Annotated in this window: 24 protein-coding genes; all 24 read left to right on the top strand. The window is 68.3% G+C overall.

All coding sequences use genetic code 11. The features are described 5' to 3' along the window. Positions 1-3: 3 nt before the first annotated feature. A complete protein-coding gene (gene fliJ / locus NMB40_RS07245) occupies positions 4-459 on the top strand; it encodes a flagellar export protein FliJ (protein ID WP_494360594.1) in 456 nt (151 codons plus the stop codon). Beyond that, positions 459-1,595: a flagellar hook-length control protein FliK gene (locus NMB40_RS07240; RefSeq protein ID WP_494361052.1), complete on the top strand. Its 1,137-nt coding sequence runs from the start codon at positions 459-461 to the stop codon at positions 1,593-1,595. The genes fliJ and NMB40_RS07240 overlap by 1 nt, the downstream gene beginning before the upstream one ends. 343 nt (positions 1,596-1,938) lie before the next feature. Continuing rightward, positions 1,939-2,472 carry a flagellar basal body-associated FliL family protein gene (locus NMB40_RS07235; RefSeq protein WP_494360593.1) on the top strand — a complete coding sequence of 178 codons (534 nt, stop codon included), beginning with the start codon at positions 1,939-1,941 and terminating at the stop codon, positions 2,470-2,472. Positions 2,473-2,481: 9 nt separating this feature from the next. After that, on the top strand, positions 2,482-3,489 hold the full coding sequence (gene fliM / locus NMB40_RS07230) for a flagellar motor switch protein FliM (protein WP_282247238.1): 1,008 nt from the start codon (positions 2,482-2,484) through the stop codon (positions 3,487-3,489). Next, positions 3,486-3,827 carry a flagellar motor switch protein FliN gene (gene fliN, locus NMB40_RS07225; protein WP_448142604.1) on the top strand — a complete coding sequence of 114 codons (342 nt, stop codon included), beginning with the start codon at positions 3,486-3,488 and terminating at the stop codon, positions 3,825-3,827. Before fliM ends, fliN begins: the two co-directional genes overlap by 4 nt. Next, entirely contained in the window at positions 3,824-4,225 is a 402-nt protein-coding gene (gene fliO, locus NMB40_RS07220; protein ID WP_068851659.1) for a flagellar biosynthetic protein FliO, read from the top strand. Before fliN ends, fliO begins: the two co-directional genes overlap by 4 nt. A 2-nt stretch (positions 4,226-4,227) precedes the next feature. Next, on the top strand, positions 4,228-5,010 hold the full coding sequence (gene fliP / locus NMB40_RS07215; protein ID WP_448142603.1) for a flagellar type III secretion system pore protein FliP: 783 nt from the start codon (positions 4,228-4,230) through the stop codon (positions 5,008-5,010). Positions 5,011-5,017: 7 nt separating this feature from the next. Beyond that, the gene (locus tag NMB40_RS07210) at positions 5,018-5,287 is read left to right on the top strand and encodes a flagellar biosynthetic protein FliQ (RefSeq protein ID WP_017356083.1); all 270 of its coding nucleotides are present in this window, start codon (positions 5,018-5,020) and stop codon (positions 5,285-5,287) included. Between the two features lie 7 nt (positions 5,288-5,294). After that, positions 5,295-6,086 (top strand): flagellar biosynthetic protein FliR, encoded by a 792-nt coding sequence (gene fliR, locus NMB40_RS07205; RefSeq protein WP_494360592.1) that lies wholly within the window; start codon positions 5,295-5,297, stop codon positions 6,084-6,086. A 208-nt stretch (positions 6,087-6,294) separates the two neighbouring features. Next, positions 6,295-8,436 carry a putative bifunctional diguanylate cyclase/phosphodiesterase gene (locus tag NMB40_RS07200; RefSeq protein ID WP_494360591.1) on the top strand — a complete coding sequence of 714 codons (2,142 nt, stop codon included), beginning with the start codon at positions 6,295-6,297 and terminating at the stop codon, positions 8,434-8,436. Between the two features lie 100 nt (positions 8,437-8,536). Next, entirely contained in the window at positions 8,537-9,667 is a 1,131-nt protein-coding gene (flhB, locus tag NMB40_RS07195) for a flagellar biosynthesis protein FlhB (protein WP_494360590.1), read from the top strand. Further along, complete coding sequence (gene flhA / locus NMB40_RS07190) at positions 9,664-11,769, top strand: flagellar biosynthesis protein FlhA (protein WP_494360589.1); 2,106 nt, start codon at positions 9,664-9,666, stop codon at positions 11,767-11,769. The genes flhB and flhA overlap by 4 nt, the downstream gene beginning before the upstream one ends. 151 nt (positions 11,770-11,920) lie before the next feature. Beyond that, entirely contained in the window at positions 11,921-13,795 is a 1,875-nt protein-coding gene (locus tag NMB40_RS07185) for an AAA family ATPase (protein ID WP_494360588.1), read from the top strand. After that, the gene (locus NMB40_RS07180) at positions 13,782-14,669 is read left to right on the top strand and encodes a MinD/ParA family ATP-binding protein (protein WP_068851643.1); all 888 of its coding nucleotides are present in this window, start codon (positions 13,782-13,784) and stop codon (positions 14,667-14,669) included. Before NMB40_RS07185 ends, NMB40_RS07180 begins: the two co-directional genes overlap by 14 nt. Continuing rightward, the gene (locus NMB40_RS07175; protein WP_214903450.1) at positions 14,666-15,412 is read left to right on the top strand and encodes an RNA polymerase sigma factor FliA; all 747 of its coding nucleotides are present in this window, start codon (positions 14,666-14,668) and stop codon (positions 15,410-15,412) included. The genes NMB40_RS07180 and NMB40_RS07175 overlap by 4 nt, the downstream gene beginning before the upstream one ends. Positions 15,413-15,428: 16 nt before the next feature. Continuing rightward, a complete protein-coding gene (gene cheY / locus NMB40_RS07170; RefSeq protein WP_282247230.1) occupies positions 15,429-15,821 on the top strand; it encodes a chemotaxis response regulator CheY in 393 nt (130 codons plus the stop codon). Continuing rightward, positions 15,821-16,435: a protein phosphatase CheZ gene (locus NMB40_RS07165; RefSeq protein WP_494360587.1), complete on the top strand. Its 615-nt coding sequence runs from the start codon at positions 15,821-15,823 to the stop codon at positions 16,433-16,435. Before cheY ends, NMB40_RS07165 begins: the two co-directional genes overlap by 1 nt. Positions 16,436-16,439: 4 nt before the next feature. Continuing rightward, positions 16,440-18,272 (top strand): chemotaxis protein CheA, encoded by a 1,833-nt coding sequence (locus NMB40_RS07160; protein WP_494360586.1) that lies wholly within the window; start codon positions 16,440-16,442, stop codon positions 18,270-18,272. A gap of 112 nt (positions 18,273-18,384) precedes the next feature. Further along, entirely contained in the window at positions 18,385-19,125 is a 741-nt protein-coding gene (locus NMB40_RS07155; protein WP_068851628.1) for a flagellar motor protein, read from the top strand. Between the two features lies 1 nt (position 19,126). Then, positions 19,127-20,119, top strand: a complete 993-nt coding sequence (gene motD, locus NMB40_RS07150) for a flagellar motor protein MotD (protein ID WP_494360585.1) — start codon at positions 19,127-19,129, stop codon at positions 20,117-20,119. 4 nt (positions 20,120-20,123) lie between these two features. After that, positions 20,124-20,906 carry a ParA family protein gene (locus NMB40_RS07145; RefSeq protein ID WP_282248119.1) on the top strand — a complete coding sequence of 261 codons (783 nt, stop codon included), beginning with the start codon at positions 20,124-20,126 and terminating at the stop codon, positions 20,904-20,906. Beyond that, positions 20,903-22,063, top strand: coding sequence for a chemotaxis protein CheW (locus tag NMB40_RS07140; protein ID WP_494360584.1), 1,161 nt, complete (start codon positions 20,903-20,905; stop codon positions 22,061-22,063). The genes NMB40_RS07145 and NMB40_RS07140 overlap by 4 nt, the downstream gene beginning before the upstream one ends. A gap of 168 nt (positions 22,064-22,231) precedes the next feature. Beyond that, positions 22,232-22,540, top strand: a complete 309-nt coding sequence (locus NMB40_RS07135) for an STAS domain-containing protein (protein ID WP_095363812.1) — start codon at positions 22,232-22,234, stop codon at positions 22,538-22,540. Further along, positions 22,537-22,902 (top strand): response regulator, encoded by a 366-nt coding sequence (locus tag NMB40_RS07130; protein ID WP_038688521.1) that lies wholly within the window; start codon positions 22,537-22,539, stop codon positions 22,900-22,902. Before NMB40_RS07135 ends, NMB40_RS07130 begins: the two co-directional genes overlap by 4 nt. Positions 22,903-22,930: the final 28 nt, after the last annotated feature.

Below are 22,930 nucleotides of genomic sequence, written 5' to 3'. Positions count from 1 at the left end.
ACCATGCAATCCAAGCGCATCGACCCCCTGCTCAAGCGGGCCCAGGACCACGAAGACGAAGTCGCCCGCGACCTCGCCGAACGCCAGCGCATGCTCGACACCCATCTCTCGCGCCTGGACGAACTGCGCCGCTATGCCGAGGAATACGCCAACGCGCAGATGGCCGCCACCAGCCCGGCCCAGCTGCTCAACCGCCGCGCCTTCCTCGACCGCCTCGACACCGCCGTCGCCCAGCAGCGCCAGACCGTCGACAGCAACCGCGAAAAAGTCGAGGCCGAACGCGCCCGCCTGATCCTGGCCAGCCGCGACAAAGCCGTGCTCGAACAGCTTGCCGCCAGCTACCGCGCCCAGGAAAAAGTGCTGGTCGACCGCCGCGACCAGCGCGAAATGGACGACCTCGGCGCCCGCCGCAGCCGCCTGGCCCGCGCCGAAGACACCGACAGCGGAGACACCCCGTGATGCCCCCCAGCCTGCTCGGCAGCAGCGCCGGCCCCACCGCCAGCAGCAGCGCCACCCTAAACACCTCCAGCGCGCGCAGCACCAGCGGCAGCGACCGACGGGACTTTGACGCCCTGCTCAAGCCCGACAGCGGCAGCCAGGACACCCCCACCAAAGCCACCCCCAACAAGCCCGGCACCGCCGACACCGGCGGCAACGCCTCGGGCGACGCCAAGCGCCGCCCGGCCACTGACGAACCCACCGACGCCGCCGACCCAGCGGCCGCAACCGCAACGGCCGCCACCGAGAAAACCGCGACCACCGAGCCCACCGACGACACCGACGCCGCCCCCTGGCCCCCGCTCGGCCTCGCCGGCCTGGCCCTGGCCGGCCTCGAACCGGTCACCGTCATGGCAGCCCCCGCCGCCAACGCAGACGCCGCCGCACTGGCCAAGGCAGATCCCGCCCTGCCCACCCTGCCGACCGCCGCGACCACCCCGGCAACGCCAGCGTTGCCAGGCGCACCCGCAGCCGCCGACAGCAACCCCGCCCCCATCGCCCTGCCGCTGGACGCCGAGGTTGCCGAAGACACCGCCCTGCCCAAGGCCCTCACCGACGCCATTGCCAACGCCGGCGGCGACACCGACGCCCCCACCACCCCGCTCCTGCACGCCCTGCACGCCGCCGCCGAACTCAAGGCCGCCGCCACCGCCAGCACCCCGTTCCAGGGCGACCCCACCGCCACCCCGCACGTGGGCAGCGACGACTTCGACGACGCCATCAGCGCCCGCATCGGCTGGCTGGCCGACCAGAAAATCGGCCACGCCACCATCAAAGTCACCCCGCACGACCTTGGCCAGATCGAAGTCCGCCTCCAGATGGACGGCGACAAGGTCCACGCCAGCTTCAGCAGCGCCCACGCCGACGTCCGCCACGCCCTCGAATCCAGCATCCCGCGCCTGCGCGAAATGCTGAACGAACAAGGCTTCCAGCTAGGCAACGCCGACGTCGGACACCAACAGACCGCACAGGACGGCAAGGCAAACGGCGGCCAGGCAGGTCACGGAACCACCGACGGCGACCCGGCATTGGTCGAAACGACGATTTCCCCATCGCAATTGATGCGCCAGCGCGGATTGTTGGACGCATACGCGTAAAGCCGGCCCGACCAACGGTCGGGCCCTACCGGAAGGCACATCAATCGAGATACCCCGGGAGCGGCGCCCCGGTTTTGCATTGGTTTTCCCCACCGTCAATGGGACACCGACAAAGGTGGGTCGGGGCCGGTTTGCGGGGGTGTGAGCGGCATGGATGCCGCGACCAAGCCCCCATGGATGGGTTCACGGCGCCCCCCGCAAACCGGCACCGACCCGCCAAGCCCTCAGACAGCGCACAGCCGACGCCTTTGACGTTGACGTTGACGTTCAACCGTCAAATTCCCGACAACGAAACACCGGCGCATTACGGCACGCCCTTTGCATGTAGCCAGGAAGCAATCCTATGGAGCTTCCCCTCGTGGCCGCAGCCGCTGACAAAACCAAGAAATCCACCGACAAGGACAAGGCCGCCAAGCCGCGCAGCCCCCTCCTCGTCACCGCCCTGATCGCCGTCGTCGCCGCTGGCGCCGCCGGTGGCGGCGTGTGGTACTTCACCCAGTCCCACGACGAGAAGACCCCCGCCAAGGCCGCCGCCGCCAAAACGGCCGTGCCCGCCCCCGCCCAGTACTTCGGCCTCGAACCGCCGTTCGTCGTCAACCTCAGCAGCAGCTTCGACGGCCCCCGCTACCTCCAGGTCGAAGTCCAGCTCATGACCCGCGACCCGGCCGCGCTTGAAGCCATCAAGCTTCACGCCCCCGCCATCCGCGCCAAACTGCTCATGCTCTTCTCCCAGGTCGAACCGGCCCAGATCGCCGACCGCGCCGGCAAAGAACGCCTGCAGGCCGACTCCCTGGCCGAAGTGCAGAAACTGCTCAAAGCCGAAACCGGCAACAAGGGCGTCGACGAACTGCTGTTCACCAGCTTCGTCACCCAGTAAGGGCATCCCATGAATGACCTGCTTTCCCAGGACGAAATCGATGCCCTGCTGCATGGCGTCGATTCCGGCGCCGTCGAAACCGAAGTCGACGCCATCGCCCCCGGCGAAGCGCGCAACTACGATTTTGCCAGCCAGGACCGCATCATCCGGGGCCGCATGCCGACCCTGGAGATGGTCAACGAACGCTTCGCCCGCCTCTGGCGCATCGGCCTGTTCAACCTGATCCGCCGCTCCGCCGAACTGTCCGTGCGCGGCATCGAGTTGATCAAGTTCAACGACTACATGCACTCCCTGTATGTACCGACCAACCTCAACCTGATCCGCTTCAAGCCCCTGCGCGGCACCGGCCTGATCGTCTTCGAGCCCACCCTCGTGTTCGCCATCGTCGACAACTTCTTCGGCGGCGACGGGCGCTACCCCACCCGCATCGAAGGCCGCGAATTCACCGCCACCGAAATGCGCGTCATCCACCTCCTGCTCAAGCAGACCTTCGCCGACCTGCGCGAAGCCTGGGCGCCGGTGATGGATGTCGAGCTTGAATACATCAACTCCGAGATCAACCCCCACTTCGCCAACATCGTCACCCCGCGCGAATACGTCGTGGTCTGCCGCCTGCATGTCGAACTCGACGGCGGTGGCGGCGACATCCACGTCACGTTGCCTTACTCGATGCTCGAACCGATCCGCGAACTGCTCGACGCCGGCATCCAGAGCGACCGCAACGACCGCGACGAAAGCTGGGGCACCATGCTGCGCGAACAGCTCAACATCGCCGAAGTCACCCTCTCCAGCGTGCTGGCCACCAAGCGCATGAGCCTGCGTGACCTGACCCAGCTGAAGATCGGCGACATCCTGCCCATCGACCTGCCCCCGCAGGTGCCCCTGTGCGTGGAGAACATTCCCGTGTTCACCGGCCAGTTCGGCGTCGCCAACGGCATGAACGCCGTCAAGATCACCGCCACCCACCCCCCGGGCACCCGCCCGCGCGCTCCCGTTATCCAGGAAGACCCGCAATGAACGACGACATCGAAACCAACGAACCGGCACCGGCGCAGTTCACCACCCTGCACTCCGACGAGACTGGCGGCGGCCCGGATCTGAACCTCGACGTGATCCTCGACGTACCGGTCACCCTGTCGCTGGAAGTCGGTCGCGCCCGCCTGCCGATCCGAAACCTGCTGCAGCTCAACCAGGGCTCGGTGGTCGAGCTGGAACGTGGCGCCGGCGAATCGCTCGACGTGTTCGTCAACGGCACCCTCATCGCCCACGGCGAAGTCGTGGTCATCAACGACCGCTTCGGCGTGCGCCTGACCGACGTCGTCAGCCCCAGCGAACGGATCCGGAGACTGCGTTGATTTCCCTGGCACTCATTGCCGCCGGTGCACCGGCGGCCAAGGTTGGCCAGCACGCCGCCGCGGCCCCCAGCATGTTCGGCGCCGTGCTCGCACTGCTGGCCGTGCTGGCGTTGATCGTCGGCCTGGGCTGGGTGCTCAAGCGCATGCCCGGCAGCGGCTTCAAGCCCGCCGACGGCCTGCGCGTGGTGGCCAGCCTCAACGTGGGTGCCAAGGAACGCGTCGTCGTCGTCGACATCAACGGCGAACAGCTGCTGCTCGGCGTCACCGCCGGTGGCATCAACACCCTGCACCGCCTGCCCGAACCGCTGCCCACCCCGGAACCGGCGCGCCTGCCGGATTTCAAGAACCTGCCGAATTTCGCCCAGCTCCTGCAACAGCGGCTGCGCAAGGAAAAATGATCATGCGTGGCCCCCGTGCATCCTGGACCCGTTACCTGCCGTTGCTGCTGACCCTGCTGCTGTGCGCGTTGCCCGCGCTGGCCATGGCCGCGCCCGGCCTGCCCGGCAGCCCCGCGCTGCCGGACGTGAATGTCGGCAAGATCGGCGGCCAGCCGGTCAGCCTGCCGCTGCAGACCCTGCTGCTGATGACCGCGATCACCCTGATCCCGTCGATGCTGCTGGTGCTCACTGCCTTCACCCGCATCATCATCGTGCTCGGCCTGCTGCGCCAGGCACTGGGTACCGGCCAGACCCCGTCCAACCAGGTGCTGCTCGGCCTGGCCCTGTTCCTGACCGCCATGGTGATGCTGCCGGTATGGCAGAAGGCCTGGGGCAGCGGCATGGCGCCCTACCTCAACGGCGAGATCGATTTCCAGACCGCCTGGACCCTGACCACCCAGCCGCTGCGCGCCTTCATGCTGGCCCAGATCCGCGAAACCGACCTGATGACCTTCGCCGGCATGGCCGGGCATGGCACCTACGCCAGCCCCGATGCCATTCCGTTCCCGGTGCTGGTCGCCTCGTTCGTCACCAGCGAACTGAAGACCGCCTTTGAGATCGGCTTCCTGATCTTCATCCCGTTCGTGATCATCGACCTGGTCGTGGCCAGCGTGCTGATGTCGATGGGCATGATGATGCTCTCGCCGATGCTGGTCTCGGCGCCCTTCAAGATCCTGCTGTTCGTGCTGGTCGACGGCTGGGTGCTGGTGGTCGGCACGCTCGCCGCCAGCTTCAACGCCGTCTGAGGTCGCCATGACGCCCGAACTTGCCCTGACCGAACTGCGCGGTGGCCTGATCACCGTGCTGTGGGTGGCCGGCCCGCTGCTGTTGACCGTGCTGATCGTCGGTGTGGTGGTCGGCGTGGTGCAGGCGGCCACCCAGCTCAACGAACCCACCATCGCCTTCGTGGCCAAGGCCGCCGCGCTCACCGCCGTGTTGTTCGCGCTGGGCAGCCTGCTGATCGGCCACCTGGTCGAGTACACCACGCTGCTGTTCCAGCGCATACCGCACCTGATCGGGTAGCCGCGCGATGGATTCGGCAACCCAGATGGCCGCCGATGGGCTCAATGCCTTCGGCATGATCGGCACCGTGCTGTGGACCATGCTGCGCATCGGCGCCATGATCATGGCCATGCCGCTGGTCGGCAGCCGCGCGGTGCCGAACCGGGTGCGCGTGATGCTCTCCGGCGCACTGGCCATCGCGTTGTCGCCGATGCTGCCGCCGGTCCCGGCGTGGACCGGGTTTGATGCCGCCACCGTGCTCAGCATCGCGCGCGAACTGGCCATCGGCGTGTCCATCGGCTTCCTGCTGCGGCTGGTGTTCGAAGCCGGCGCCATGGCCGGTGAACTGGTCTCGCAGGGTACCGGCCTGGCCTTCGCGCAGATGAGCGATCCCATGCGCGGCGGCACCTCGGGCGTGATTGGTCAGTGGTTCTATCTTCTGTTCGGCCTGCTGTTCTTTGCCGCCAACGGGCATCTCGCGCTGATCTCACTGGTGATGGACAGCTACAAGGCGGTGCCGATCGGCGCGTCGCTGCCCGACATCGATGCGTTCATCAGCGCCGCGCCCACCTTCCTGCTGCAGGTGCTGCGCGGTGCGTTGACGCTGTCGCTGCCGATCACCGTCGCCATGCTGGCGGTGAACCTGGCGTTCGGCGTACTGGCGCGTGCTGCACCCGCCCTCAATCCGATCCAGCTGGGCCTGCCGGTTGCCCTGCTGCTGGGCCTGTTCCTGCTCACCGTGCTGGCCGGTGAAATGGGTCCCCCGGTGCAGCGCCTGTTCGACGCCGCGTTCCAGGCCGCCGACGGCCTTACCCGCTAGCGCCGGCCCTTTCGCGTACGCGCCCGTATGCAGAACGGGTGACGGTCACGTGATGGCCGCATGAAATTTGGCCAGATTTGCGCTTGCTTTCGCCCCCACCTGTGTCGTTACCATGCGCTTACGGCAGGGGGAACGTGCCTGAGCAGTCCGCGCAGAAGCGCGGTCCAGTCTTTTTAGATTGCAGCTGTGTACGCCAGGGAGAGTCATGATGCTCGTCGGCAGCTACACCCCATGGTTGGTCGTGGTTTCGCTGCTGGTCGCCATCATGGCGTCCTTCACTGCGCTGGACATGGCCAACCGGGTCACCACCGCGCCCTCGCCCAGGATCAGCGTGCTGTGGCTGCTGGGCGGCGGCTGCGCCATGGGCCTGGGTATCTGGTCCATGCACTTCATCGGCATGCTGGCCTTCAAGCTGCCCATCCCACTGGGCTACGACCTTGAACTGACCGCCGTGTCGTTGTTGGCCGCGATGGCCTCCTCGATCTTCGCGCTGTGGCTGGTCTCACGCGCCACGCTGCCGCATTCGCGGCTGGCGCTGGGCGCGTTGCTGATGGGCAGTGGCATCGCAACCATGCATTACCTGGGCATGGCCGCCATGCTCATGCGCCCCGGCATCGAATACCATCCGGGCTGGTTCACGCTGTCGCTGATCATCGCGGTGGCCGCATCGTGGGTCGCGCTGTACGTTGCCTTCCGCCTGCGCCACAACGAAACCCGGCTGCAACATCGCGTGGCACCGGCGGTGGTGCTGGGCGCGGCCATCGTCGGCATGCACTACACCGGCATGGCCGCGGCACGGTTCCCGGCCGACAGCATCTGTGGCGCCGCCGCCGGCACCGGCCTGCAGACCCAGTGGTTGGCCGCGCTGGTGATGGTGCTCACCATCGCCATCTTGGCCGTGGTGCTGCTGGTGTCCTGGCTGGACCAGCGCCAGCAGGCGCAGCTGCTGCGCCTGCGCAACCAGCACTTGCGCAGTTCGCTGGACGATGCGCACGCCGAGCTCAGCCAGGCCGCACTGCATGATCCGCTGACCCACCTGCCCAACCGCCTGCTGCTGCAGCAGCGCATCGAACAGGCCCTGGTGGATGCCGAACAGCGCGGCGGGCGCTTCGCGGTGATGTTCATGGACCTGGACGGCTTCAAGCAGGTCAACGATGCCTACGGCCACCAGACCGGCGATGCCCTGCTGGTCGCCGTGGCCACGCGCACCCGCCAGCTGTTGCGCGCCGCCGATGTGATGGCGCGCCTGGGCGGCGACGAATTCGTGCTGGTGGTGGGCATCGACAACGACGAGGACGTGTCCACCCTGGCCGGCCGCATCATCCAGGCCGTGGGTACCGGCAACCTGTTGCCCGGGCATGAGCTGCAGGTCACCGCCAGCATCGGCATCGCCATCTGCCCCGACCACGCCACCACCGAACGCCAGTTGATGGGGTATGCCGACGCGGCGATGTACCAGGCCAAGGAGGCCGGACGCAACGCGTTCGTGGTGTTCGCCGAGTGGATGAGCGACAGCGCTGAACAGCAGTTCCGGCTGTTGGCCGACCTGCGCCGCGCGATCCAGGCCAACCAGCTGTTCCTGCACTACCAGCCCAAGGTGCGGGTGAGCACCCACCAGGTCTGCGGTGCCGAGGCGTTGATCCGCTGGAACCACCCCGAGCACGGCCTGATACCGCCGGATCGCTTCATCCGCCTGGCCGAGCGCAGCGGCGTGATCCACGAGATCGGGCGGTGGGTGCTCAACGAAGCCTGCCGCCAGCTGCGGCGCTGGCACGATGCCGGCCATGACGGCTGGTCGGTATCGGTGAACCTCTCGCCGCTGCAGTTCGGCTCCCCGAACCTGCTCAACGAGATCAGCGATGCGCTGAAACTGCACCGGGTGGAGCGGAGGCGGCTGGTGCTGGAGATCACCGAAAGTGCGGTGATGCGCGATACCGAAACCAGCCTGCGCCTGCTGCAGGCACTGGCGCGGCTGGGCGTGGGCATTTCCATCGACGATTTCGGCACCGGTTATTCCAGCCTGCTGTACCTCAAGCGCCTGCCGGCCACCGAGATCAAGATCGACCATGCCTTCGTACGCGACCTGGAAAACAGCTCCGAAGACGTGGTGATCGTCTCGGCCATCGTGGCGCTGGGGCATGCGCTGGACATGGACATCGTGGCCGAAGGCGTGGAAACCGCTGGCCAGCGTTCCTGCCTGGAGCGGCTGGGCTGTGACTTCCTGCAGGGCTACCTGCTCGGCCGCCCGGTCGACGCCGAACGCTTCCTGCAGCTGCACGACCTGCCGCGCCCCAGGATGGTGGTATCCCAGGACCACAAAGCCTCGCAGGGCGGGCATTTCCTGGATTAGCCGCACACGCAGCCACGCAGGGCGTGGCTCTACCGGCTGGCGCCTGTAACGGAACGGTTCTTGCACCACCCCGGGTAATCCCCGCGGTGCCCTGCTCCCGATGTCCGACGAAGAACAAGCCGGCGAAAAAACCGAACAACCTACCGAAAAACGCCTGCGCGACGCCCGTGAACAGGGCAACATCCCGCGTTCGCGCGAGCTGGCCACCGCCGCCGTGTTCGGCGCCTCGGTGCTGGCGCTGATGGCGTTTTCCGGCGGCATGGCCAGCAGCGCCAAGGACTGGATGAAGCTGGCCCTGACCCCGGAACCGGGCCTGCGCTTCGAGCCGCTGGGGTTGTTCAACCATTTCGGGCACCTGTTCCTGCAGCTGATGCTGGCCCTGTGGCCGCTGCTGCTGGTCTGCCTGCTGGCCAGCTTCCTGGCCCCGGTGGCCATGGGCGGGCTGCGCTGGTCGAACAAATCGCTGATGCCGCAGTTCAGCCGGCTCAGCCCGATGGCCGGCATGAAGCGCCTGTATGGCGCCGAGGCCATCGGCGAATTCACCAAATCCCTGCTGCGCATCGTGTTCGTCGGCACCGCCGCCGGGCTGGTGGTATGGCACGGCATCCGCGGGCTGCGCGACCTGGTCCACCAGCCGCTGGAAGCGGCCATGGTCCACGGCTTGGGCTTCACCCTGAAGCTGATGCTGGCCACCGGCGGGGCCATGATGCTGCTGGCCGCCATCGATGCCCCGTACCAGCGCTGGAACTGGATGCGCAAGCTGAAGATGACCCGCGAAGAGCTGCGCCGGGAAATGAAGGAAAGCGAGGGCAGCCCGGAAGTGAAGGGCCGCATCCGCCAGCTGCAGCAGCAGATGTCCAACCGCCGGATGATGGAAGCGGTGCCCACCGCCGACGTGGTGGTGGTCAACCCCACCCACTACGCCGTGGCCCTCAAATACGACGGCGGCAAGATGGGCGCCCCCACCGTGGTGGCCCTGGGCGTGGACGAAACCGCCCTGCGCATCCGCCAGGTGGCCGACGGCAACAAGGTCGCCATCGTCTCGGCCCCGCCTTTGGCACGCGCCTTGTATCGGGAAGGTCAACTTGGAAAGGAAATTCCCGTGAGACTGTATTCGGCCGTTGCCCAGGTGCTGTCCTACGTCTACCAGCTGCGTACCTGGCGGGGTGGCCCGATGCCGGCCGCGCCCAGCATCGACGTGGATGAGTTCGGCAAGGGAGGCCGCGCATGAGCGCCCAGCCCGCCGGCATGAACACCCGCCGCGCCCTGGACATGATCCGCCAGGGTCTTGGCGCCCCGCTGATCGTGCTGGCCCTGCTGGCCATGGTGGTGGTGCCGCTGGCCGCCCCGGTGCTGGACGCGCTGTTCACCTTCAACATCGCCATCTCGCTGATGGTGCTGCTGGCGGTGGTGTACGTGAAGCGCCCGCTGGATTTCACCATCTTCCCGATCGTGCTGCTGATCACCACCATGCTGCGGCTGGCGCTGAACGTGGCCTCCACCCGCGTGATCCTGCTCAACGGCCAGAACGGCCATGAGGCGGCCGGCAAGGTGATCGCCGCGTTCGGCGAATTCGTGATCGGCGGCAACTACGCCGTGGGCATCGTGGTCTTCGCGATCCTGACCATCATCAACTTCGTGGTGATCACCAAGGGCGCCGGCCGCGTGTCCGAAGTGACCGCGCGCTTCATCCTGGACGCCATGCCCGGCAAGCAGATGGCGATCGACGCCGACCTCAACGCCGGTTTGCTGACGCGTGAGGAAGCCAAGCTGCGCCGTGAAGAAGTCCGCGAGGAAGCCGACTTCTACGGCGCCATGGACGGTGCCAGCAAGTTCATCCGCGGCGATGCCATCGCCGGCATCCTGATCCTGTTCATCAACATGATCGGCGGCCTGGCGGTCGGCGTGCTCCAGCACGGCATGCCGTTCGGCGAAGCGGCGGCTACCTACACCCTGCTGTCGATCGGTGACGGCCTGGTGGCGCAGCTGCCGGCGCTGCTGGTGTCTTCGGCGGTGGCCATGCTGGTCACCCGCGCCTCGCGTTCACAGGACATGGCCCAGGCCATGATGGGCCAGGTGTTCGGCCAGCACCGCGCACTGACCATCGCCGCGGCGATCCTGGGACTGGTCGGCCTGGTCCCGGGCATGCCCAACGTCGCCTTCTTGACGCTGTCGGCGATCCTCGGCTTCATCGCCTGGAGGCTGTGGAAGAAGAGCGTGGCCGCCGAACGCGCCGCCGCCGCGCCGGCCGCCGGCCCGACCAATGCGCTGGGCCTGCCCGGCGCCAGCAGCCCCTCGCCCACCGCCGAACTGACCTGGGACGAACTGCGCCCGGTCGATCCGCTCGGCCTGGAAGTGGGCTACCGGCTGATTCCGCTGGTGGACAAGAACCAGGGCGGCGAACTGATGGCGCGCATCAAGGGCGTGCGCCGCAAGCTCACCCACGACATCGGCTTCCTGATCCCGTCGGTGCACATCCGCGACAACCTGGAACTGGGCGCCAGCGCCTACCGGCTGCTCATCCATGGCGTGCCGGTGGCCACCGCCGAGATCCACCCCGACCGCGAACTGGCGCTGGACCCGGGCAGCGCGCTCGGCGCGCTGGAAGGCATTGCCGGCAAGGACCCCGCGTTCGGGCTGGATGCCACCTGGATCCAGCCACACCAGCGGGCGCACGCCGAATCGATGGGCTACACCGTGGTCGACCCGGCCACCGTGGTCGCCACCCACCTCTCGCACCTGATCCGCGAACACGCCCCGGAACTGCTGGGCCACGAGGAAGTTCAGCAGTTGCTGGCCAACCTGGCCAAGAGCGCGCCCAAGCTGGTTGAAGACCTCACCCCCAAGGCGCTGCCGCTGTCGGTGGTGGTGCGGGTGCTGCAGAACCTGTTGATCGAACGGATCCCGGTGCGCCAGCTGCGCAAGATCGCCGAATCGCTGGTCGAGAACGCGCCGATGAGCCAGGACCCCGGCGTGCTCACCGCCGCCGTGCGCAACGCGCTGGGCCGTTTCATCGTCCAGGAGATCGCCGGCATGTCCGCCGAGCTGCCGGTGTTCACCCTCAACCCGCAACTGGAACGCGTCTTGCAGGAGTCCACCCAAGGGAACGGCGCCGCGCTGGAACCCGGACTCGCTGAGCGACTGCACCAGAGCCTGGCCGAATGTGTCAGCAAGCAGGAAGCGAAGAACGAGCCTGCGGTGGTGTTGGTACCCGGTCCGGTACGTGCCGCGCTGGCCCGGCTGGTACGCCACAGCGTTCCGTCGCTGTCCGTGCTGGCCTACAGCGAGGTACCCGAGGACAAGCGGTTGAAGCTGGTCGGCACGATCAGCTGAGCCGGAACTCCGACAGCAACGCGTCAGAAAACAGACACCCCCATTTCGCAATCACCGCAGCAGGACAAGAAGGGAACCCCGGACCGTGCAGACCACCGACAACCAGCGCTTCCCTTCCACCCCCCAGCCGCCCCAGTCCCGGTACCACAGCATGAAAATCAAACGCTTCGTCGCTCCCGATATGCGCTCTGCCATGAACCTGGTGCGCAAGGAACACGGTCCGGATGCCGTGATCCTGTCCAATCGCCGGATCGAGGAAGGCGTGGAAATCGTGGCCGCGGCGAACTATGACGAAGGCGCGGTGCAGCGTGCACTGGAAGCGGCGCGCAAGGACGTGGCCCCGCCGCCGCCGGCCCCGCGCCCGCGCAATGCCGCCGATGCGGTGATCGCCGCCGTGACCCGCCGCAAGGCACCGGCCACCGCGCCGGAACCGGTGGCGGCCACCACCTCGGCCGTGGCCGCCCTGGCCCGCGCCGCCGTGGGCGCCACCGGCCGCACCCTGGACAGCGCCAACGAAATCGTGCCGCCGCCGGGCAGCAGCGGCTTTGCCGCCACCCTGGCCCGTGCCAACGTGCAGCCGGCCAACCCGCTGCCGGAACAGATCTTCGCCCCGTTCAATGTCGAACAGGCTGCCGCCGCCGAACGCGCCGTGACTGCGCCGGTCGCCGAAGCCGCGCCGGTGGCAGTGGAAGCACCGGTCCGCGCCGCTGCGCCGGCCCCGGCCAACCGCGCCCGCTTCATCATCGACCCGCCGCTGGACGAAGCACCGCTGTTTGAGATGCACGCCCCGGCCGGCCGCACCAGCGTGCCGCCGCAGCTGCCGCAGATGCCGGCGCAGCAGATGCAGCGCGCTCCGCTCGAAACCCCGGCCGCCCCGCTGTGGGAAACCGTGCCGGTGGTCCCGGCCGCCGCCAGCCCGGCCATCCAGATCGACGATTCGGCGGTGTTTGCCGCACCCGCTCCGGTGGCTGTGGAGGACTTCGCCGCGCCGGTCGCTGCGATGACGGTTGCTGCCCCGGTCGAGCCGTCGCTGCAGGCCGCCAACGAACCGACGGTGCCCGCCGAGGTCATCACCGCCCCGGTGGCTGCCGTCGCCGCCCCGGTGACCTTGGTCCGCGACGACGAGGAACTGCGCCAGCTGCGCCATGAAGTGGCCGGCATGCGCACCGTCATCGAGCGCGAAATGAACCGCTTCACCGACGAGCGCCTGCGCGGTTCGGCGGTGCGTGCCGCCGCGCTGGACCTGATGGACGAATACGGCTTCGACGCCGGCATCTGCCGCGACGTGGCCCTGCAGATCCCGCTGGACACCGAAGCCCACCGCGGCCGCGGCCTGATGCTGGGCCTGCTGTCCAAGAAGCTGCCGATCGCCCCGGTCGACCCGCTCGAGGCCGGCGGCGTGATCGCCCTGGTCGGCCCCACCGGTGCCGGCAAGACCACCACCATCGCCAAGCTCGCGTCGCGCTTCGCCGAAGCCCACGCCGCCCGCGACGTGGCCCTGGTCACCACCGATACCGCCCGCATCGGCGCCCGCGAGCAGCTGTACGGCTTCGGCCGCCAGCTTGGCATCGCCGTGCATGAAGCCAACAGCGGCAGCGACCTGGCCCAGCTGCTGGAGCGCCTGAAGGACTACAAGCTGGTGCTGATCGACACCGCCGGCCTGGGCCCGCGTGACCGCGCCCTGGCCGCCCAGCTGCAGTGGCTGCGCGCCGCGCCGCAGATCCGCACCCTGCTGGTGCTGCCGGCCAACACCAGCTTCGGCGACATGGACGAGGTGGTCCGCCGCTTCAGCGGCGCCAACCCGCAGGGCGTGGTGCTGAGCAAGCTGGACGAGACCGGCCGCTTCGGCACCGCCCTGTCGGTGGCCGTCGACCACCGCCTGCCGATCACCTGGGTCACCGATGGCCAGGACGTTCCCGAAGACCTGCACCGGGCCAGTGCTGCCAATCTTGTACTTCGCCTTGAAGATTTGCGCCGCGCGGCCGATATGCCCTGCAACCCGGAGTTGAACCATGCCGTCGCGTGAGTATGAAAACCTGACCAGGACCTTCCCGTTGTCGGCCACCCGCAGCCAGCCGCTGGGCCCGGTCCGCACCATCGCCGTCACCGGCGGCAAGGGCGGCGTGGGCAAGACCAACGTGTCGGCCAACCTGGCCGTGGCGCTGGCCGACATGGGCAAGCGCACGCTGCTGCTGGATGCCGACCTGGGCCTGGCCAACATCGATGTGATCCTGGGCCTGCAGCCCAAGCTGACCCTGGCCGACCTGGTCGCCGGGCGCTGCACGCTGGATGAAGTGATCCTGGAAGGCCCCGGCGGCGTGCTGGTGGTGCCGGCCGCGTCCGGCCGCCGCCACATGGCCGAACTGCAGCCGGCCGAACACGTGGGCCTGGTCAACGTGTTCTCCGAACTGGAACGCGACCTGGACTTCATGGTGGTCGACACCGCCGCCGGCATCACCGACGGCGTGCTCACCTTCTGCCAGGCCGCCCAGGACACCGTGGTGGTGGTCTGCGACGAGCCGGCCTCGATCACCGACGCCTATGCCCTGATCAAGGTGCTCTCGCGCGAACGTGGCGTGGACCGCATCCAGGTGGTGGCCAACATGGTGCGCGACCCCAACGAAGGCCGCGTGCTGTATGAAAAGCTGAGCCGGGTCTGCGACAAGTTCCTGGCCGATGTCTCGCTGAACTACCTGGGCTGCGTGCCGCAGGACGACTGGCTGCGCCTGTCGGTGCAGCGCCAGCAGCCGGTGGTGAAGGCCTACCCGTCCAGCCCGTCGGCGCAGGCGATCGCCGAGATCGCCCGCCGCACCGCGCGCTGGCAGGCCCCGACCGAGCCGCGCGGCGGCGTTGAATTCTTCCTGGAACGCATCCTCAAGCAACGCGGGGTGACCGCATGAAAGGCGCCGCACAATACAAAGAGGTGCAGCGCGCCGCAGCCAACGAGTGCATTGCCCAGCACTCGGACCTGGTCCGGCGCATCGCCCACCACCTGGCCGCACGCCTGCCGGCCAGCGTTGAAGTCGACGACCTGATCCAGGCCGGCATGATGGGCCTGATCGAGGCCTCGCGCAGCTACGACGCCGACCAGGGCGCCTCGTTCGAAACCTATGCTTCGATCCGCATCCGCGGCTCGATGATCGACGAGATCCGCCGGGGCGACTGGGTGCCGCGTTCGGTGCACCGCCGTGCCCGTGACGCCGCCTCTACCATCCGCCGGCTGGAGCAGAGCACCGGCCGTGCCGCCAGCGCCACCGAAGTGGCCGCCGCGATGGACATGCCGCTGCCCGATTACCTGCGCCTGATGGAAGACGCCGCGCGTGGCCAGGTGCTGAGCCTGGAATCGCGGATCGAAGACCAGGGCGAGCTGGATACCGTCGCCCAGGGCGGCCCGACCCCGCAGCAGGTGCTGGAGCGCGGTGAGTTCGGCCGCGAACTGGGCAATGCGATCGGCCTGCTGCCCGAACGCGAACAGCTGGTGCTGTCGCTGTACTACGAGCAGGAACTGAACCTGAAAGAGATCGGCGCGGTGCTCGGCGTCAGCGAGTCGCGCGTCTGCCAGATCCATGGCCAGGCAGTGCTGCGCCTGCGTGGCCGACTGAAGATCTTCGAGGCGGCCGACGCCGGCCTCGAGAACACTTGATACCGAGGAAAGTGCTTTGAACAAGAACATGCGTATCCTGATCGTCGACGACTTCTCGACCATGCGTCGTATCGTCAAGAACCTGCTGGGCGATCTGGGCTTCACCAATACGGCCGAAGCCGAGGACGGGCATGCCGCGCTGGCCCTGCTGCAGAGCCAGCCGTTCGATTTCGTGGTCACCGACTGGAACATGCCGGTCATGACCGGTATCGACCTGCTCAAGGCGATCCGCGCCGACGCCAAGCTCAAGACCCTGCCTGTGCTGATGGTCACCGCAGAAGCCAAGCGTGAGCAGATCATCGAAGCCGCCCAGTCCGGCGTGAACGGCTACATCATCAAGCCGTTCACGGCTGCGACCCTGGAAGAGAAGCTCGGCAAGATCTTCGAGCGCCTGGCGGCCAGCGCCTGATGGAAACCCTTCGCGACAAATCGGCGCTGGTGCAGCGCCTGCAGGATGCCCTGGCCGCGCTGGAAAGCGGTGACGAAGCCGGTTGGCGCCGGGAAATCGACGCCCTGGCCGCGCTGCGCACCCAGCCGATGATGGCCGGGCTGAACCGGCTCGCCCGCGAGCTGGGCCAGGCGCTGGGCGAACTGCCCACCCTGCCCAGCGAAGCCGGCGAGCTGGACGATGCCTGCGCGCGCCTGGACCACGTGGTGGCGATGACCGAACAGGCCACCCACCGCACCCTGGACCTGGCCGAGGAATGCCGCGCGCTCACCGAGCAGCTGCGCGCCAACGGGCTGAGCCCGGACCAGGACCAGCAGCTGGACCGCATCCGCCACAACCTCACCGAGATCGCGCTCACCCAGAGCTACCAGGATCTCACCGGGCAGATCATCCGCCGCGTGGTGGGCATCGTGCGCCGCGTGCACGAAGGCTTCGGCGCGCTCGGCCTGCCGCCGCCGGACGACAGCACCCACAAGCGCGACAACGGCCTGGCCGGTCCGGCCGTGAGCGGCCTGGACCGCCATCAGGTGTCGCAGGTGGACGCCGACGACCTGCTTTCCGATTTGGGGCTTTGAAACCATGAGTGCTGTTCCAGACGACATTGCTGCAGACTTCATCCTCGAGGCCCAGGAGATCCTGGATCGCCTCGGCGAACAGCTGGTGTCGCTGGAGCAGTCGCCCCAGGACAGCGACCAGCTCAACGCGGTGTTCCGCGGGTTCCACACGCTCAAGGGCGGTGCCGGCTTCCTGGGCATCCAGGCCATGGTCGAGCTGTGCCACGCCGCCGAAGAAACCCTGGGCATGGCCCGTTCGGGCCAGGCCGTGCTGCAGGCCCACCACTTCGACGCCGGCCAGCAATCGCTGGATTACCTGCAGTCCATGCTCGATTCGGTGGCCGCCGGCACCGAGCCGGGCTATGCCCCGCCGGAGCTGATCGCGCAGTTCGACGTCAACGGACCGGCCACGCCGGCCCCGGTCGCGGCGGCCGCCGCCTCCAGCGGCGAGCTGATCACCGACGATGAGTTCGAGGCCCTGCTGGATACGCTGCACGGCGGCGCGGCACCGACCGCCGTGACGAAAAAGAAAGACGACGGCCTGATCGGCGAAGATGAATTCGAAGCGCTGCTCGACCAGCTGCATGGCGGCGCCGCCCCCGGCGCGCAGCCAGTGGCTGCCCCCGCACCCGCCCCGGCCATCGCACCGCGCCCGGTCGCCGCTCCGGCACCGGCCAAGCCGGCCGCCAACAAGCCGGTGGCCGAAGCCGAGCACACCGTGCGCGTGGATACCAAGCGCCTGGATGCCATCGTCAACCTGATCGGCGAACTGGTGCTGTCGCGCAACCGGCTCAAGACCCTGCGCGCGCGCCTGCACGACGAAGAACTGGACCGCGCCGTGTCCACCCTGGACATCGCCACCGCACGCCTGCAGTCGGCGGTGATGCGCACCCGCATGCAGCCGGTCGGCAAGGTGTTCTCGCGCTTCCCCAAGGTCGCCCGCGACGTGGCCCGCAACCTGAAGAAGGAAGTGGAGCTGGAACTGATCGGCGCGGAAACCGAACTGGACCGCAACCTGGTCGAGGCCCTGGCCGACCCGCTGGTGCACCTGGTGCGCAACGCGATCGACCACGGCATTGAAATGCCGGAGCTGCGCGAAGCCCAGGGCAAGAGCCGCAGCGGCAACGTGCGCCTGTCCGCACAGCAGGAAGGCGACTACGTCAGCATTGAAGTGCAGGATGACGGCGCCGGCATCGATCCCGAACGCCTGCGTGCCAAGGCACGCGAAAAGGGCCTGATCGATCCCGAAGCCGCCGCCCGCCTGACCAGCGAGGAATGCCTGCACCTGGTGTTCCTGCCCGGTTTCTCGACCAAGCAGGAAGTCACGGATATCTCCGGCCGTGGCGTGGGCATGGACGTGGTGCAGTCGCGCATCCGCGAACTCAGCGGCCAGATCCAGATCCAGTCCGAACTTGGCCGTGGCAGCCGCTTCATGATCCGCGTGCCGCTCACCCTGGCGATCCTGCCGACCCTGCTGGTGCAGGCCGGCGAGGATGTCTACGCGCTGCCGCTGGCGCGTGTGATGGAAGTGCTGCACGCACCCAACACCTCGCTGGGCTGGTTCGACGGCCGCGCCGTGCTCGACCGCAAGACCCACACCCTGCCGCTGGTGGACCTGCGCCACTGGCTGGACGTGGATCCGGCGCCCTCCCCGCTGCTCACCATCGTGGTGCTGCAGGCCGGTGAAGCACGCTTCGGGCTGGTGGTGGACCAGGTGCGTGGCCGCGAGGAAGTGGTGATCAAGCCGCTGCCCAAGGCCCTGCGCGGCCTGCGCGGCTACGCCGGCGCCACCCTGATCGGCGACGGCCGCATGTCCCTCATCCTCGACGTGGACGGCCTGCGCACCCCCCACGATTGAACCAGGGCACCGAATCGCCAAGGCCCCCCCCGCGTAGAGCCACGCCCTGCGTGGCTGAACCCCCGATAGCCCCGCAACTCAAGTACCCCCCACGCAAGCCGATATCGGACAAATGGACAGACTCAGCCTCATTGGACTTTTCCTCGCCCTGGCCTCGCTGGTCGGCGGCAGCATCCTCAAGGGTGCCGGGCTGGCCTCGCTGTGGTCCCCTGCCGCCTTCGTGATCGTCATCGTCGGTACCCTCGCCGCCATCCTGCTGCACACCTCGCCGGCCGTGTTCAAGCACGCCTTCAAGATCGTGCGCTGGGTCGTGCGCCCGCCGGCCAGCGACCGCGCCGAGCTGATCCGCCAGATCGTGGAATGGAGCAACATCGCCCGCCGCCAGGGCCTGCTCGGCCTGGAAGCCCAGGTCGATGCCCAGGACGACCCGTTCCTGCGCAAGGGCCTGCAGCTGCTGGTGGACGGCGTGGAGCCGGAAACCATCCGGCACATGATGGAAATCGAACTGGGCAGCCAAGAAAGCCAGGACCTGGCCGCGTCCAAGGTGTTCGAAGGCATGGGCATCTACGCGCCTACGCTGGGCATCATCGGCGCCGTGCTGGGCCTGATCGCGGTGATGAAGAACCTGGCCGACCCCAGCAAGCTCGGCCACGGCATCGCCGCCGCGTTCACCGCCACCATCTACGGCATCGCCTCGGCCAACCTGCTGTTCCTGCCGGTGTCGGCCAAGCTCAAGAGCGTGATCCACCACAACAGCCGCGACCGCGAAATGATCATCGAAGGCCTGATCTCGATTGCCCAGGGCGAGAACCCGCGCAACATCGAGACCAACCTGTCGGGGTTCCTGCACTGACATGGCCCGCCGCAAAGCCCACGAAGAGCATGCCAACCATGAGGCCTGGGCGATTCCCTACGCCGACCTCATGACGCTGCTGCTTGCCTTCTTCGTGGTCATGTACGCCATCTCCTCGCTCAACGAAGGCAAGTACCGGGTCATGGCCGACGCGCTGACCACTGCATTCGGCGGCGCGCCGCGCACCATCAACCCGGTGCAGGTCGGCAACCAGCAGGTGCAGGGCGGCGGTTGGGACAGCCCGTCGGTGATCAAGGCCGGCAACCGCGTCGGCCCTTCCGCACCGTCGCCCAGCAACGACCCCACCCTGCTGCCGGCGATGGCCTCGCAGATGCGCATGCCGGTATCGGTGCACAACCAGCAACAGCTGCAGGCCGCCGAGCGCCAGCTCAACAGCATCGCCGACCGCCTGACCGCTACGCTGGCACCGCTGATCGACCGCGGCATGATCACCGTGCGCCGCACCGAGCTGTGGATCGAAGTGGAGATCAACAGCGACATCCTGTTCACCACCGGCTCGGCCACGCTCGACGTGCACGCACGCGACACCCTGTCCTCGCTGGCGCAAGTGCTGCACGACGCGCCCAACGGCGTGCGCGTGGAAGGCCACACCGATGACGTGCCGATCGCCACCGCGCTGTTCCCGTCCAACTGGGAACTGTCGGCCGCGCGTGCGGCCAGCGTGGTGCACCTGTTCGCCGACCAGGGCGTGCAGCCGGCGCGGCTGGCGATGGTCGGCTACGGCCAGTTCCGCCCGCGCGAAGACAACACCAGCGTGCAGGGCCGCAACCGCAACCGCCGGGTGATGGTCATCATCCTGGCCGACACCGCGCAGGGCGTGGACCCGCTGGGCCCGCAGCTCACCGCCGAAACCGGCACCGCGCCGGCACCGGCCACGCCCTCCCCCGTTTCCCCCCTCGCGCCGGTGCAGCTGCCACCGGTGCCGGCCGGCAGCCGCGTTGGCGCCGCCGTTCCCCCCGCAATGAAGGAGTAAGCCGATGCGTATCTGGGCAATCGCCAACCAGAAGGGCGGCGTGGGCAAGACCACCACCACCCTCGCGCTCGGCCGCGGCCTGGCCGCCCTGGGCCACCGCGTGCTGCTGATCGACCTCGATCCGCATTCCTCGCTGACCCGCGCCTTCGGCGTGCCGCTGGATCCGCCGCCGGCCGGCGTGCTGGAGCTGTTCGGCACCCCGCCGGCCGAACTGGGCAGCCTGGCCCACCACAGCCAGGTGCCCGGGCTGGACTTCATCTGCGCGCAGGCCGCGCTGGCCACGCTGGAACGGCGCAGCGCCAACCAGCCCGGCCTCGGCCTGGCCCTGCAGCACGCGATGGCGCGCCACCAGGGCCAGCACGACTACATCCTGCTCGACTGCGCGCCCACCCTGGGCCTGCTGATGATCAACGCATTGGCTGCGGCCGACCGCCTGATCATTCCGACCCAGGCCGAGCCGCTGGCCCTGCACGGCCTGGATGGCATGGTGCGTACCGGCGAGATGGTCGAGCGTTCGCGCCGCCGTCCGCTGCCGATGTCGATCCTGCCCACCCTGTTCGACCGCCGCACCCGCGCCGGCAACGAAACGCTCAAGCAGATGCAGGACCGCCACGGCCACCGCGTCTGGGAAGACGCGATCCCGGTGGATACCCGCATCTGCAACGCCGCCAGCCTGACCGTGCCGGCGACCTCCGATGACTACCCCGGCCGTGGCCTGGCCGCGTACCGGCGTGCGCTGGAATGGATCCTGGCCGACGACGCGCTGCAGATGGAGCGCGCGGCATGAACAGCACCGGCGTACTCGACGACTATCTCGAGGAACTGCTCGGCGATGCCGTGCCCGTGACTGCCGTGGCGATCGCCGACACCGAAGACGCCAGCGACGTGGCCGAAGCGATCCGCGCGGAATTCACCGCTGACAACGACGCACCCGCCTTCGACACCCCGACCTCACCGGGCGCACCGGCCGCCATGGCGCTGCTGGACGAGTTGATGAACGATCCGGCGCTGGGGCCCGTGGTGGAGGCTGCTCCTGCGGCTGCGGTGTTCGATACGCCCACCTCGCCGGGCGCGCCTGCCGCGCTGGCGCTGCTGGACGAGCTGCTCAACGACCCAGCGCTGGGCCCCGTCGCGGCTGCGCCGGCGTTCGAAACGCCCACCTCACCCGGCGCACCGGCCAACCTTGCGTTGCTGGACGAACTGCTCAACGACCCGGCCCTGGGCCCGGTCGAGGTCGCCGCGACGCCGGACGCCTCGCGCCCCAGCTGGGACGACCTGCCGGCCGAAGCGCTCCACGACACCCTGCCGGTGGCCGTGGCCGCTCCTGTGCGCGCGGCGGTCCCGGCCGCCGTCCCCGCACCGGTCGCACGTGCTGCACCGCCGCCGGCACCCGTGGCCGCACCGCGCCCGGCGCCTCCCGCTCCCGCTCCCGCCTCCTCTGGTCGCCCGAGCAGCTGGCAGGAACTGCAGGCACAGGCCCGCAACCCCGCCTCCAGCCCCCGTGGTGACCGCCGCGCCAGCGAGCGCACCTCGCGCTGGCTGCGCCTTCGCTGCGGCCCACAGGCCTACGCGCTGGAGCTGTTGAAGGTGCAGGAGGTGGTGCTGCCGGTACCGCTGCTGCCGCTGCGCGGCACTCCGTCGGCCATGCTGGGCATCATGAACCTGCGCGGCCAGGTGGTGCCGGTGATGGACCTGGGCATCCACCTGGGCACCGGCCCCGCCCGCGACGACGCCAACACCCGCATCGTGGTGCTGGAAGAGGACGGCGAAACCATGGGCCTGCGCGTATCGGCCGTGGAAGACGTGGCCAACCTCACCGATTCGCAGATCGAACCGCCCGACACCGCGCGCATCTGCCAGATCTCCAACGATCTGTTCCGTGGCGTGGCGCGGGTAACCGCCCAGCCGATGATCCTGCTGGATGCCACGCAGTTGTTGAATTGATTGGATGTGTCCGTGGCTACGTGGGACACGCATGGCGTGTCGCTACGGCGGCGTAGGGACACGCCATGCGTGTCCGCGGGATGCCCGGCGGCTTCGGAACAACCCCCGCCCTAAAGGTTTCCAGAAATACGCCGTTATAGACCTCGGAACCGTTTGTCCGGAGCAACGATGAGCACTGTGGCCCTGGGTGATGATCTCGGAATCGAGACCAGCACCGAGCTCAAAACACGCCTGGCCCCCTTGGTGGACCAGGGCGGCGACCTGACGCTGGATGCCAGCCAGGTGGGCCGTATCCATACCGCGTCGGTGCAGGTCCTGTGCGCGTTCGTCGAGGCCCGCCGCCAGGCCGGCCACCCGACCGCGTTCGACGGCTGCACGGCCACCTTCCGCGATGCCGCGCGCCTGCTCGGTGTCACCCAGGCCCTGGGCCTGGACGCAACCCATGACAACCTGAAATCTGTGGAGAACGCGGCATGAGCGCACGTATCTTGGTGGTGGACGATTCGGCGTCAATGCGCCAGATGGTTTCCTTCGCCCTCACCTCGGCCGGCTTTTCCGTCGAGGAAGCCGAAGACGGCGCCGTCGCACTGGGTCGGGCCAAGGGCCAGCGCTTCAACGCGGTGGTGACCGACGTGAACATGCCGAACATGGACGGCATCTCGCTGATCCGCGAGCTGCGCCAGCTGCCGGACTACAAGTTCACCCCGATGCTGATGCTCACCACCGAATCGGCTGCCGACAAGAAGTCCGAAGGCAAGGCGGCCGGTGCCACCGGCTGGCTGGTCAAGCCGTTCAACCCGGAACAGCTGGTCGCGACCGTCCAGAAAGTCCTGGGCTGATCCCCACCCGCCTTCCCCTCCCCCTTTG

Source organism: Stenotrophomonas sp. FBCC-B152 (assembly GCF_059134105.1).
Note: the sequence above shows the minus strand (reverse complement) of the source record. Positions and strands in the feature narration are given on the sequence as shown.

Coding starts and splice junctions, on each gene's coding strand:
- fliJ (WP_494360594.1), top strand. CDS start 4: ATGCAATCCAAGCGCATCGACCCCCTGCTCAAGCGGGCCCAGGACCAC.
- NMB40_RS07240 (WP_494361052.1), top strand. CDS start 459: ATGCCCCCCAGCCTGCTCGGCAGCAGCGCCGGCCCCACCGCCAGCAGC.
- NMB40_RS07235 (WP_494360593.1), top strand. CDS start 1,939: ATGGAGCTTCCCCTCGTGGCCGCAGCCGCTGACAAAACCAAGAAATCC.
- fliM (WP_282247238.1), top strand. CDS start 2,482: ATGAATGACCTGCTTTCCCAGGACGAAATCGATGCCCTGCTGCATGGC.
- fliN (WP_448142604.1), top strand. CDS start 3,486: ATGAACGACGACATCGAAACCAACGAACCGGCACCGGCGCAGTTCACC.
- fliP (WP_448142603.1), top strand. CDS start 4,228: ATGCGTGGCCCCCGTGCATCCTGGACCCGTTACCTGCCGTTGCTGCTG.
- NMB40_RS07210 (WP_017356083.1), top strand. CDS start 5,018: ATGACGCCCGAACTTGCCCTGACCGAACTGCGCGGTGGCCTGATCACC.
- fliR (WP_494360592.1), top strand. CDS start 5,295: ATGGATTCGGCAACCCAGATGGCCGCCGATGGGCTCAATGCCTTCGGC.
- NMB40_RS07200 (WP_494360591.1), top strand. CDS start 6,295: ATGCTCGTCGGCAGCTACACCCCATGGTTGGTCGTGGTTTCGCTGCTG.
- flhB (WP_494360590.1), top strand. CDS start 8,537: ATGTCCGACGAAGAACAAGCCGGCGAAAAAACCGAACAACCTACCGAA.
- flhA (WP_494360589.1), top strand. CDS start 9,664: ATGAGCGCCCAGCCCGCCGGCATGAACACCCGCCGCGCCCTGGACATG.
- NMB40_RS07185 (WP_494360588.1), top strand. CDS start 11,921: ATGAAAATCAAACGCTTCGTCGCTCCCGATATGCGCTCTGCCATGAAC.
- NMB40_RS07180 (WP_068851643.1), top strand. CDS start 13,782: ATGCCGTCGCGTGAGTATGAAAACCTGACCAGGACCTTCCCGTTGTCG.
- NMB40_RS07175 (WP_214903450.1), top strand. CDS start 14,666: ATGAAAGGCGCCGCACAATACAAAGAGGTGCAGCGCGCCGCAGCCAAC.
- NMB40_RS07165 (WP_494360587.1), top strand. CDS start 15,821: ATGGAAACCCTTCGCGACAAATCGGCGCTGGTGCAGCGCCTGCAGGAT.
- NMB40_RS07160 (WP_494360586.1), top strand. CDS start 16,440: ATGAGTGCTGTTCCAGACGACATTGCTGCAGACTTCATCCTCGAGGCC.
- NMB40_RS07155 (WP_068851628.1), top strand. CDS start 18,385: ATGGACAGACTCAGCCTCATTGGACTTTTCCTCGCCCTGGCCTCGCTG.
- motD (WP_494360585.1), top strand. CDS start 19,127: ATGGCCCGCCGCAAAGCCCACGAAGAGCATGCCAACCATGAGGCCTGG.
- NMB40_RS07145 (WP_282248119.1), top strand. CDS start 20,124: ATGCGTATCTGGGCAATCGCCAACCAGAAGGGCGGCGTGGGCAAGACC.
- NMB40_RS07140 (WP_494360584.1), top strand. CDS start 20,903: ATGAACAGCACCGGCGTACTCGACGACTATCTCGAGGAACTGCTCGGC.
- NMB40_RS07135 (WP_095363812.1), top strand. CDS start 22,232: ATGAGCACTGTGGCCCTGGGTGATGATCTCGGAATCGAGACCAGCACC.
- NMB40_RS07130 (WP_038688521.1), top strand. CDS start 22,537: ATGAGCGCACGTATCTTGGTGGTGGACGATTCGGCGTCAATGCGCCAG.